The 11,857-nt window shown below is 47.5% G+C and carries 7 protein-coding genes and 4 pseudogenes; 6 read left to right on the top strand and 5 right to left on the bottom strand.

Translation table 11 applies throughout. The features are described from left to right. Window positions 1-799 precede the first annotated feature (799 nt). The 3 genes and pseudogenes from ACR0L9_RS20035 to ACR0L9_RS20025 all read left to right on the top strand — a co-directional run. A complete protein-coding gene (locus ACR0L9_RS20035) occupies window positions 800-1,567 on the top strand; it encodes a class I SAM-dependent methyltransferase (protein ID WP_480896528.1) in 768 nt (255 codons plus the stop codon). Window positions 1,568-1,929: 362 nt separating this feature from the next. Continuing rightward, a pseudogene (locus ACR0L9_RS20030) lies at window positions 1,930-2,028 on the top strand (IS3 family transposase); the annotation flags it as partial. A gap of 210 nt (window positions 2,029-2,238) precedes the next feature. Then, window positions 2,239-2,442 (top strand): annotated as a pseudogene (locus tag ACR0L9_RS20025) (integrase core domain-containing protein); the annotation flags it as partial. 91 nt (window positions 2,443-2,533) lie between these two features. Here ACR0L9_RS20025 and ACR0L9_RS20020 read toward each other — a convergent pair. Together ACR0L9_RS20020 and ACR0L9_RS20015 are read right to left on the bottom strand one after the other, a co-directional pair. After that, the gene (locus ACR0L9_RS20020) at window positions 2,534-3,685 is read right to left on the bottom strand and encodes a hypothetical protein (RefSeq protein ID WP_480896527.1); all 1,152 of its coding nucleotides are present in this window, start codon (window positions 3,683-3,685) and stop codon (window positions 2,534-2,536) included. 169 nt (window positions 3,686-3,854) lie between these two features. Then, window positions 3,855-3,953: pseudogene (locus tag ACR0L9_RS20015) on the bottom strand (IS5/IS1182 family transposase); the annotation flags it as partial. Window positions 3,954-4,131: 178 nt separating this feature from the next. Between ACR0L9_RS20015 and ACR0L9_RS20010 the strand changes: the two are divergent. Continuing rightward, the gene (locus tag ACR0L9_RS20010; RefSeq protein ID WP_480896526.1) at window positions 4,132-5,385 is read left to right on the top strand and encodes a glycosyltransferase family 61 protein; all 1,254 of its coding nucleotides are present in this window, start codon (window positions 4,132-4,134) and stop codon (window positions 5,383-5,385) included. Window positions 5,386-5,396: 11 nt separating this feature from the next. On the opposite strand, the pseudogene ACR0L9_RS20005 reads toward ACR0L9_RS20010, so the two are convergent. Further along, window positions 5,397-6,169: pseudogene (locus tag ACR0L9_RS20005) on the bottom strand (IS5 family transposase). 517 nt (window positions 6,170-6,686) lie between these two features. On the opposite strand from ACR0L9_RS20005, the gene ACR0L9_RS20000 reads away from it, so the two are divergent. After that, window positions 6,687-7,859 (top strand): glycosyltransferase family protein, encoded by a 1,173-nt coding sequence (locus tag ACR0L9_RS20000; RefSeq protein ID WP_480896525.1) that lies wholly within the window; start codon window positions 6,687-6,689, stop codon window positions 7,857-7,859. A gap of 401 nt (window positions 7,860-8,260) precedes the next feature. Beyond that, on the top strand, window positions 8,261-8,986 hold the full coding sequence (locus tag ACR0L9_RS19995; RefSeq protein ID WP_480896524.1) for a hypothetical protein: 726 nt from the start codon (window positions 8,261-8,263) through the stop codon (window positions 8,984-8,986). Between the two features lie 713 nt (window positions 8,987-9,699). On the opposite strand, the gene ACR0L9_RS19990 is transcribed toward ACR0L9_RS19995, so the two are convergent. Continuing rightward, complete coding sequence (locus ACR0L9_RS19990) at window positions 9,700-10,971, bottom strand: hypothetical protein (protein WP_480896523.1); 1,272 nt, start codon at window positions 10,969-10,971, stop codon at window positions 9,700-9,702. Between the two features lie 115 nt (window positions 10,972-11,086). After that, window positions 11,087-11,692: a polysaccharide biosynthesis/export family protein gene (locus tag ACR0L9_RS19985; protein ID WP_480896522.1), complete on the bottom strand. Its 606-nt coding sequence runs from the start codon at window positions 11,690-11,692 to the stop codon at window positions 11,087-11,089. Between the last annotated feature and the right edge of the window lie 165 nt (window positions 11,693-11,857).

Genomic DNA, 11,857 nt, shown 5'->3' with positions numbered 1-11,857 from the left:
ATCGATATCGACTTCCAACGCGGGATAGAAAATCCGATGATCAATGGCGTCGAGATTGTCAGACTGGATACAACACCCGTTGATGATGACCTCGAATTTACGAGTACATTCATCGACACTGGCCAGTTCGACGGTCTTGGCTAACGTGCTGGGCCGAGTCAATTCCGGCCCAGCAACTCTATTTCTCAGCTGATCTGCGGCGACCAGTTTTAACCTGGTTTAACCAGAGCTGGAATTTTTCTTCCGAATTGGTCCGACGTTATGTCTAGAAAGCGGAGGACAAAGTATGGTGAACAAACGACACAAGCCTGAGGAGATAGTTCAGAAGTTGGGGCAGGTTGACGTACTTGCCTGCTATCCTCGGCTGGTGGATTGGGAGTCCTGACCGGAATGCCGGTCACCCCGTCAGTTGGCTGGTGTCTCAAGACAACCTTCAACAGGGCCCGAAGTGCAAGTTCAGTAGTCGTGTGCGATTGCGTAATCCAGCCGACTACGCGCCGCGAGAACAGATCAATGCCGAAGATCTTTTTGTCGGCCACCGGGCTCGCGGATACCGTTCTGTTTTGGCTATAGATCAATGAAACTAAAGCCTAACTATTGAGTTGAGGGCTTTTAAGGGGAGCAGGTTACTTTCACTCAATTCACGCAACAAAGCCCTCACTGCAAAATTTCCGAAATCGAACACAAACATTTCTATTTGCAACAAGGCTCAAACCGGTACACCCTTAAGTTGGAACGTTCAACAAAAGCACTGTTCTCATAGAGAAACCACACTATCTGGATTATTAGAAAAGGTTTCATGTCGATGCCTCACATCAATTACCGGTTCCTTGTTCGATCGGCTTGTGATGACTTCCCCAACAAAGGTCGTTTTTTAGATTTTGGATGTGGGAAGGGAGATATTGTAGAGCTTGCAGTTGAGAACGGTTGGGATGCATATGGGGTTGAGTATTTCTCTTCGGGAAGCGGCCTAAATATAAAGGAAGTTCTTAAAGAGAAAGGGCTCTTGGGGACACGGGTCATAGAATATGACGGCAAAGAGCTTCCGTTTGAAGATGGTAGATTTGATGTGATAATATCTAATCAGGTTTTCGAACATGTGCCTGATCTTAACTTGGCTCTACGAGAAATCTCCCGTGTTCTTAAGCCTAAAGGTGTTCTCTATTTTACTTTTCCATATCAAAATATGTGGCGTGAACCGCACTCGAATGTTTTTTTTGTACATTGGATGATGCCCGGTTCGAAACTCCGGAGGATTTGGTTGCGGATAAATCGTTTTCACGGACTGGTACGCCTGAAAAGTAATCGACCAGGGAAAGAATGGGCGGATTTTTTTGATAGGTGGCTTCTGGAGAATACGTTTTATTTGGATGATAGGGAGATAAAGAACGCATTCAATGCTAATGGGTTCGAGATAAAGTCAAATGAGGCTGAATACTTAAGATTCCGCCTTACTGATGGGAAAGTGAATACAGCAAGCTCTCGGCAATATGGAGCATTTCGGCCCATCGTAAATTGGTTGGTTCGACGCTATGCTGGGCTTTATGGAGTTGCGTTCAAGCGCTAGGGGCAAGATCTCTAGTCTTACTTAAAGATTGCATTTCTACGCAGTTCATGCTCCTCAAAGACGAGGGCAGCATAAGCGAGCGCTGTTGTCTGAACTTAAGAACCCGCGACTAAAGAAGATCGTGGCTAAACTTGAGCCGGACAAGCTGATTCTCAAAGAAAGCCTGAACGATCGAAAGCCCAGGGCCTGACCTCAGGGGAACTCCGTCAGGCCTTCATGCACACGCGCCAGAAGTTGGCAACGTCTGCGCGACGGACATGTCGGATGATTGGATTGGCGTGGAGCTCCTTACTGTACCAACCGACATCGAGAGATGATGATGCGCTTCGCCCTTCTCTAATCCGTTAGCGAAGCAACATGATCGATACGGGTATATCACGATCACAGAACTACATCGCGCCGAAGGCTGGAGGGTTAATTACAAGAAGGTCGAACGGCTATGGCGCCAGGAAGGTTCGTAGCTTCCGCAGCTACAAGATGCTGACTGTTCTGGATGAGTTCACGCGGCAGGCCTTGCTGTTGTGGCCCGCACCAAATGGGCGCTGACGACGTTCTTGACGTGTTATATCCGCTCCTGTTGAGGCATGGTTCTCCGGAATACCTCCGCTCAGACAACGTCCTATATGCGGAATGATCAGCAGATTTAGCTTCAACGAGTTGGCGTCAAGCCGGCCCGCTTCTATTCAGGGCCACCTTGGGAGAATGTATACACTGAACGGTTCAATGGCACACACCTCCGGGAGGTGCTCAATGCCGAATGGTTCAACACAACCGAACAGGCCCAGATCGTCATCAATCACTGGCTCAAGCAGTACAATCATGCCCGCCTGCACCAAGCATTCAACGTGCGTCCCCCAGCTCCAGAATCGTATTAGAGAAACGATAAATCACTGGCCTATGAACAGGAGGCTGGACAGAAGAAACATAGGTCCAATTCAAGTCACTCTTCTAATCAGAAAGCCCGGTTTACATTGATGACTCCGACAGGAAGTCTTTTATTTCCGAAACGCTCTGATCCTTAAGCTTTCGTGCCATTTGAGCTAGTGACGCACGCATCCGCGATATTTCATCCATTTCCATTTGCAACGCCTGAAAAATACCCCCTCGCAAATCGCCGGGTTTATGCAGAATAGCCGTCTCGCTGTCAAACCCATAAACGCGCGCAAATTCTGTGTCCAGCACCATGGGTACTTGAAACCCAATTGCAAGTTGACGCATTCCCGAAAACTGCCCATGACGCATTTTGCTGTGCTTTTGGTTTGTTGAATCCAACAATGGTAACAAAAAATCCACCTGACCCATCAAGGCATACAAATCAGAGAATGGGAGGCGACCGTGTGCTCTAACAACTCGCGACATTGCGACCGCGGCCATTGTTGCTTTGTCCATTGATCCCACCAAGTGAAATATCCCGCCGCGTGTAAGTGATGTGTCAGTAGCAATGGTGAGCAGAGGTGACAGATTTCTGAACGCTCCTTTAAAGGAGCGTACCGTGAGGAAAGACCTCGTAGAGGACGATCTAGAATTTTCTATGCCAGCACCCGATTTAGGAAACTCCACTGCAGAAAAAACACGGGCACCTTTTGGAATTGGTTCGGCAAGGACGAAATGTCGGATGTTCTGTCCATTGAGGGTTGCAATCGCAGCAACACAGAAATCATAACGATGATGAACTAACCCAAGTCGGCACAGAGGATGCCGCCCAGAAAAGAAGAAATCCAATACAGAACTGTGCGAGATGTATTTAACATCTATTCTAGAAGAGCCAAATATAATAGTCGCCTGTGGATTTTGGTATAAAGCATCAACAAGGCGCTTTATGTCGTTCAGCGTCAACTCCACAAGCGCCACTTGGCTGGCATCGTTTTGTAGTGCATCAAGCGCTTTTGCCTTATTTCGAACAACTACCGTTACCTTTTTTCCTGTCGCCAGACAGATCTTCGCCAATGATGGTAGGAGTTCATAGTGATGCAGGTTTGCTTCAATAACGTAGATTGTGCTTTCTAACGAGTCAGAAGAGCAGGCAGCCACTTTAGTTGGATGGCTTTCTATCCACTCGCGAATGAAGAATAGTTCCCTGAAGAAGCGCCGTTTGGCTCTGAACAAGTATTGCGACATCGGTGACCAAGATTCTACACGCTAACTTTTTAAACATTAATGGGTGTCTTAGGCGTCGTACTAGCCCTAGATTGGCCCCTTGATAAAGCACTGGAGTAACGCCTACTAGCCCCAGAAACCATATTAGAGAAAGCCAAAATCAGTGACCCAGAATGAGGGGCTATACAAACCCATTGCGGTTAACGAAAATAATCCCACTCAGCACACGCCGGATATAAACCCTTGGCTTGCCATGACTCTTTGGAAAGTAAGGCTGAAGCCGCGGCATCTGCTCGTAGGTCAGCTAGAATAGATTGCAAATGTATCCCCATGAGCATGAATCAGGCGGGCGGGATGACGGCAACCAAATTAATGCGTTCAGAACCTAGGTGATGAAGAACAGAAACTGTTGTACTCATCCGTTAAGGTGCCCGCAAACTTCTCTAATCTGTTTGACCTTCTTCCACATGCTAGAAATAGCAAAAGTTATCTTAGATAAACCGATAAACGGTATCACATCAATGAAAAACAACAATCTACGTCCCATACACCATGCCATATACAAAGATCTGCATTCTGAAACGCCATCTCAGCGAAACTGGTTAGCTCGGAATACTGTGCCAGGTTTAAAACGGTTGGGCATCCGAATTTTACGTCGTTTAGGATTCCTAAAGTCATTCGAACGAATTGTTGTGCCCAAATATCGGTGTGACTTCTGGGGAGATAGGCCAATCGGAGTAAGATCTGAATTTACTGCATCTGACAAAACGGATTGTTTTTCAAACAATAGTTTAGATCGTTCCAGCGTTATTTTAGATGACTACGCGGAGACATTAGATAGTTTCCACGTCTCAAATGTAACTTACACTTCTACCGGGTTCGCATGGGTCGGGTTTACCTTAGATACCAACGCATCAGTAGTAAGAATAAGATCGCCATTGCAGTTCTTTAAGCAGATTCCAATTCGAAAAAAACGCAAAGTGGAGGAGGGAACCATTGTACAGTCGCAAGCGCCGTTTACCTATGGAGATTGGGTTCCTGAACATCGTAATTCAATTATTTCTGCCCGACATTTCCCACGGCCTCTTATTTTACCCGGATGGATAGCAAGCCGCCCATATGTAGAAAAAGAACTGCTAGAATTGGGAATAGAATACACTATTCTTGATGAGAATATTCACATAAAAAATGCATCAGTTCTTTGCCAAAGACATCCAGGGAATCTTATTCTTGAAGACGATGTTAAGCGCTATAGAAGCGCGTACAATGTTCCCGATATCACTCCAAAGACTGGCAGTATAGTATATTTATCGCGTGAATCCTTTACGCGAACTGTTGAAATTGCAGGCCGGAATTACCCTAGCCAAGTTATCGGAAGAATTGTCGAGGCACTTGGTGGCAAGGTCATTAAAACCAATGAGAAAGACCGGGATTATTATCGCAAAATTGCAGGCGAAGCAGATATTGTAATCGCGGATCATGGAGGCGCGATGTTCAACATTATGGAATGGAATCCCAGTGTGGTTATCGAGATTGTAGAAGATGGATGGTGGATCCCGTGTTTTGTTTGCTTGAGCGCCGCGTGTGGCGCAAAGTATCATGGAATTATTAGGAGTTCGCACCGCTCCGAAAGTGATCTCCGAAATCAAATCGTTGAGCATATAAAGTTTGGAGTTACAAAACGGGACAGGCTAACCATTAAAAAAATTAGCCCGGAATAAAACTGCCTAGGTCATGCTGATAAATGGCGGATCGAAGTAATATTTACGAAGCCGAGGAGGCTTTCGACTGTCTTGTCATAGCGGGTTGTCAAATGCTACGCGTTTTTCGGTTTATTAAAGCATCTTTCGACTAGGTTCCTCAGCCGGTAGAGAGACCAATCCATCGCAACGCGCCTATTTCGGGGCTTTCGCATTGGGATCAGCGACCGAATTCTCCGGCTGTGCAGTTCGGCGTGAATACAGTCGGTATCGTAACTTTTATCGGCTAGCAGCACCAACGGCTCCGTTGGGTTTCGTCCATGACCCGATCAAAGCCGAGATAGTCCGATGTCTGGAAAAGCGTGATGTCAGTTCTCATCGGCAGCCCGGTGGCATTTACCCGGAGGTGAATCTTGGTTGTGAAGCCGCCTTTGAGCGGCCAAAACCCTGTCGTGGAGTCCTCTTTTTGCGCCCGCTACCTGATGATGGGCGCGAACCACGATGCTATCGATCGTTTGGTGGGCGTCAGGAACGTTCCTGCTCTCGGTCAATGCTTCCAGAATCTGTTTCCGGAACCCCGCGAGAGTCCATCTCCGGAACTGTCGGTAGACACTCGTCCACTTCCCAAATTTCTCAGGCAAGTCTCGCCGAGGGGCACCCGTACGTGCAATCCAGAAACGCCATCAAGAACGAGGCGATGGTTGGTAGGTTTGCGCCCGTTCGGGGCGCGGACTGAAAGGATAAACCGTTCAAAGAACGCCCACTCCTCGTCCGACATTAGGTGTCGTGCCAAGCTAGTCTCCATCGCAGATACCGGCTTGAATCACGATCGGAGGGCGCAGTGAACCACTTTTTGTCAACACGACCTAGTCTTGTTGTCCAAGGGGTAATATCATTGTAAAAAGGGCTGATTGCGGCAGAATGTGACCGTGTTGCCGCGACGAGAGTGTGTTTGATTGGCCTGATAACAATTTCGAGTAAAGAACTATGAAATCGTAGTTATAATGGTTGGGAAACCTTGCTTTCGGATGTACCATGCCACGGAAGTAAGTCATCCGCCATTGCCCATACACTGTTCAAAAGAGCTGCAATGAAAGATGTCGATCTACAAATCCATTTAATGCCTTGGTGCTAGACTGCTATAGTAATGAAGCAGTTATCTTTGTTTTTACACCAGAATGCCAAGATCGTAAGGTTAACCCGAAACAATGAGTTTGCTTTAAGTTTAAATCGGGAGATCAGAAGGGGGATGGACATTCAGTTGACTCAGATTACGGACCTTTCGCTCTTGTCATTAGTACTTACATAAATTCTGGTGCTCTATGGATATTCAATTTGTTAGTAGATATGGTATTAATTCTAATGGCACCACGCAATTACGCTGCATCCAACCGGCGGAAGTTTTGCGTGCTGCGGGGTACCAGGTGTCGGTGGATAGAATTTATGATACCCGACCTATCGCGAACCGAGCAATCGTTTTACACCGCGTTTTAAATGATAACTATACACGCTCTTTTATTAATGCTGCACGTGCACGCAGGATACCTCTTATTTACGATACCGACGATCTAATATTTGGTGAAGCTGGTAGCGCTTATCTGGCGCAGCATCCAAACGCTAAATCATACCTAAATAGTCAAAAATCAATTGAAGCGGCGATGAGAGCCAGCGATTATGTCAGCGTATCCACGCAGTTTCTTGCTGAACAGGCAGCTCATATCCATACCAAAACAATCGTTTTACAAAACACATTGAATGACAAGTTTCTTCAACTTAGCTCTAAAGTCGTAGAGCAAAGAAAAAAGAGAAAGAACGAACAGGTAACTTTGGCCTATTTATCGGGGTCCAAAAGCCACGATAGAGACTTTGCCGTCATAAATGACGCTCTTTTAACGGTCTTAAAAAAATTTCCCCACACGAGATTACTTCTTGTCGGACCGCTCGAAGTTTCCGCAGATTTTGAAGCTTTTGGTAGAAGAATCGTTCGCGAGGATTGGTGGCCATATGAGAAATATCCAAACGTATTTGGAGATGTAGATATTAATTTGATCCCGCTGGAGATAGAGAAAGCATTTTGCCAGGCTAAAAGCGAGTTAAAATTCATTGAGGCTGGAGCGTGCGAGGTGGTCAGTGTTGCTACGCCGACAGCACCATATAAGTCTGCCATACGCCACCTCAAAAATGGAATATTGGTGGAGACAGACACTTGGGAAGCTTCCCTTGTTCGTCTGGTTGAAAATAAAACCATGCGTGAGACTTTGGGAAAGGAAGCGCGCAAGACGGTCTTGTCGCATTACACACCCCGACAATCTCTGCTGTCTTGGACTGAGTTGATTGAAACTGTGTCGTCGCATGAGACTTCCGCACCACTTACCTACATTGACCGTATATCCAACTCAGTATCTTTGAATGTCCAGTACTGGACATTCAAAACGATGCAGGGGCTTTCTGGGGTTGCCAGTACAGGAGCGAGGGCGTTTAATATCAAACGCTAATTTGATCGCGTGTTACATGCTAAAGCATTTCACAACAGTTTGAGGCGAAAGGATCCTCTTGAGGTGTGTGCATGTGGAATGAGCGTCTACGCAAGATTGAATGATACAATTTCCAGCAACCGCAACCTGAATGGTCTTTCAATCGATCTTATTACCACTTCAGACTGCCCTATCAACCGGAGGTAGCGCCCGAAATGAGCAGAATTGGGAGGCCAATCGTCGTCTATGCGAATGCATTCGACGAAACACAAGGGGGCCCTATCGTGCTTCATAGGCTTGTGGATCGTCTTAACCACATGGGTGTAGATGCATACGTCTACCCCGCAGCTGCGCACTTTCGGTATCCCCCGTTTCCCGAATTCAAGCTCCGCACCAGATTGAAGACATGGCGCCGGAAGAAAATGGCGCCTTTTGTGGCTCAAAAAAATTTTCGCGGCAATCCCGATTTCATGACTCCAGTGGCCGACAAGAAAATACTTAGAGAGGCAATTGTCGTTTATTCCGAAACCGTTGATGGCAATCCTCTGAAAAGCAAGCGTGTCGTGCGCTGGCTCCTCCACAAACCAGGGTTCTTTCGCCCATGGGTAAGTTTTGGCCCAAACGAACTCACGTATTTCTATAACCCAGAATTCGCACATGGTGTCGCAGGAATTGATCAAAAAAACCACCTAAGGATCAGTTGGCTCCGGAGTGACGTGTACTTTGATCGTAAGCTTCCTAATCGCTCCGGTGCCTGCCGGTTAATTCGGAAGGGCAAATACACTGGCCTCTCGGAAGTTCCTGAAGATGATGATGCAATTCTCATTGATAATATGACGCATAAAGAGAAGGCTGAAGTCTTCAATAAAACAAAGGTTCTCTACAGCCATGATCCATTTACGCAGTACATGATATATGCGGCAATGTGTGGCTGTATTCCGGTTGTGATTCCGCAACTGGATAAATCACTACACAACGAGCTTACAAACAGGGAGGATCGTTGGGGAATAGCGTACGGCGATGAGGAAATCGGGTGGGCACACGACACAAGGGACAAACTACTCGACAAGATTTCCAAGGCACAAGAAAGTGAGAATGAAATGCTTATTGCTTTCGTTGAACAACTTGGAGAACGTTTCTCGGATTAAAATGCCCTGCTTGTGAAACTTCAAACTTGACATAATGTACGCTTCAGCAATTGGTACTGAGAATGGGTGTTGGCTGTCTGACGGATCGGAAGCGCTAGCCGTCTTGTTCTCAGCTGTAGAACACGGGACTTGATCTGACATTTCTGCTCTTTTGGAGCGCAAGCAAGAGGCCTCGTTCAATGACAGGCTTTCAGGTTTCAGGAAAAGATCATCAAACCGAAGCTGAGCCTGTGGGAGTTGACCAAGCAACTCGGCAGCGTTGCGCAGGCCACGAGGTGATGGATTATTCGCGAGATAGTTTTTGGGCTCAAAGAACTCTACGCGTTTGACATCAGCACCCATGGAACAAGGTGGCGAAGAGGCCCTGATGGATATGGGCCGCAAAAAGCCGATCCTGAAGAATCGGGTGCCGGAGCATGTCGAGCAAGTGTTGATCGAGTTGGCGCTATAACCACGATCACCGGGCCAGTCCTTTAGGGTCGTCCGAGAGGCAACGAAGGACAGGACTGATCCGCGCCAGTCCTTCTTCGTAGGGTTTTCTCCCGTAGAACGATGACATCACGATGCCGGAACTGGCTTCGACTTTGCGCGATGTGATCAGCGTGTGTGCACACTCGAATGCAATCGGTATGTTCCTTCGCAAGCTTAGCTATACGTTCAACAACAAAAGCTGGTTATTGCCGAACGCCGCAGAACCAAGGTAAGGGGGCAGATTAACGCAAGAAGTTGAAGGATCTTTGGAGACCTACAAATATCGTGGTGCGGTTGCGGTCGTCACTGTCCTCTTCGTCCAGCGCGGTATAGGAAATCCCGCTGACCACCCCCCAATCAGCAGTCAGATCATGGCGATAGTTCAGCCCGATTTCGATCCGTCGCGTGTCGTTCCCATCGTCATCCAATGCGTTTTGATCGAAAAGTTCTAAACTAACTCCAAAACTAGAAACGGGGTTGATTTCCTGGTCATAGGCGGCACGTAGAGAAGTATTGATACCTTCATTATCCTGATCATCGACAACAACCCGCTGACTGAGCCCAAAGGTCAGCTGAGCAGCTGGCAGATCATATCGGTATTCGGCGTCAATCAATGGGTCCGAACCTACCGCATCAGCACCCGTTACACCTAGAGATACATCCAGCGCCCCAAGGGGCAAATCCATACTTCGGCTGACGGCCAAGAAAGACCGCCGCCCGTCTGTATTGGCGAAAACTTCTGACGCATAACGCAATCCGAGAGTCCCGTTGGGCATTTCGCGCGTAAAAATAATCTCACCACTGATACCATCATCTTCCTGGTTTGTCCCGCCCCTGCGCTCGATCTCGGTGTAACTCAACCCGACATTCATGGTTAAGATTGGCGTTACCGCAAACTCTGTGGCAAAACCTAAGTCTTTTTCTTTCCGATCCGTGCCATTCGGATCCTCTGTGTCAAAATCAAGGTACTCTCCTGTCAGGCTCAGCGTGACACGAGGATCGATGCGAAAATCCACTTGCCCAGAAAACTGATCTAACGTGTTGTCAAAATTCTCATCAGTATCTTCGAAATTGATTTCGTTGTGGTCCCAATTGAAACTGGCCCCCAGCGGAGCTTCTTCTCCGACAGCACCCCGCAGAGCATACCCAAAGATTTTCTGCGTACCTTCCGTTTGAGAGATGATATTGCCATCCTGATCAAAATCCTGATCGGTAAAAACGAGGTCGCCATCGACATCCGATTGGCGGTACCGCAGATTTCCACCTACAGAAGCATTGCGGGTTGCTCGGCTGTAGTTAAGCGTCGCGAAAGAGTTGTCGAAATCAAAATTTTGGTCATTGGTGTCACGGAACTCTTCGATGTCGGTTCCGAGGTTCAAAGAAAAATTCTGAATGCTGGTCGCACTTTCTAACCCAAATCCGAGAATCGTGCGCCCAAAGAAATCGGAGTCCCCGTCTACATCCAAATCCGGATTGTCACTCCACTCCAACTGCTGCGTGACATCTAAGGTCATGAGTATGCCCGAGGGCACATCCTGAGCGCGCACACCCGGAGTGACACAAATCAAAACCGCACAGGCCAAAGGGCCCCGTCGTACTACAATAGATTTTTTCCTGTACGCTGTTTCGCTACTCGAATAAGCGCCTTGTTGGGACCAGAATAACATCTCCGTCCTTTAGCTCGATATCTGTTGTCACGGCTCCATTCGCGAGAGCCTTATAGTTCAGAATTGTTACACGTTGTACGCCGTCAGCGCCAGTACGTCGTAACTGAATACGTTTTATAGCAGCAAAGCGGGATACTCCGCCGCTGACAGCCACTGCCTGCAAAAGAGTAGTTCCACTTTCAACCGCGATGCGGCCCGGGCTATTCACTTCTCCTACAAAAAACACATCAATCGTTGGACCTGAGAGGCCGCTGAACGTTGTCGGATCCTGAAACGGCTCAACCCCCACAAAAACCGTTGGCGGGGCTGCAAAATTCGAACTCAGCGCATTGCGTAGCGACGCCTGCAGTTGGCCGATGGTTCGATCCCCCGCGCGAAGCGTTCCAGCAAAAGGAAAACTGATCTGCCCGTTTGGCAAGACTGCCACCGCACGATTAAGACTCGGGTCTTCCAGTACTTCGATTTGAAGTATATCACCAGGTCGGATGCGGTAATCACTTTGTGCATGGGACGCAACCGCACCTAATAGCACTACCATGACCAAAGAAATTATATGAGCGAACTTCATAGTGGATGCCTTTGTTACAACAGCAGAAATGCTCAGAAAAATAACATAGCAATACAATACCTAGAAGAATAGCCCTTTAAAATTGATCTCATATTGTAGTGATTCAGCCACGTTTTCGGTGTTTGGAGTACTTCGGACTCGAAGCTGCGTTCCGGCGTTTGAGCT

It is taken from the genome of Ruegeria sp. I3 (assembly GCF_056532525.1).
This window is presented reverse-complemented; position numbering and strand designations above follow the sequence as displayed.

Coding starts and splice junctions, on each gene's coding strand:
- ACR0L9_RS19990 (WP_480896523.1), bottom strand. CDS start 10,971: ATGACCTTAGATGTCACGCAGCAGTTGGAGTGGAGTGACAATCCGGAT.
- ACR0L9_RS20035 (WP_480896528.1), top strand. CDS start 800: ATGTCGATGCCTCACATCAATTACCGGTTCCTTGTTCGATCGGCTTGT.
- ACR0L9_RS20020 (WP_480896527.1), bottom strand. CDS start 3,685: ATGTCGCAATACTTGTTCAGAGCCAAACGGCGCTTCTTCAGGGAACTA.
- ACR0L9_RS20010 (WP_480896526.1), top strand. CDS start 4,132: ATGCTAGAAATAGCAAAAGTTATCTTAGATAAACCGATAAACGGTATC.
- ACR0L9_RS19985 (WP_480896522.1), bottom strand. CDS start 11,692: ATGAAGTTCGCTCATATAATTTCTTTGGTCATGGTAGTGCTATTAGGT.
- ACR0L9_RS19995 (WP_480896524.1), top strand. CDS start 8,261: ATGGCGCCTTTTGTGGCTCAAAAAAATTTTCGCGGCAATCCCGATTTC.
- ACR0L9_RS20000 (WP_480896525.1), top strand. CDS start 6,687: ATGGATATTCAATTTGTTAGTAGATATGGTATTAATTCTAATGGCACC.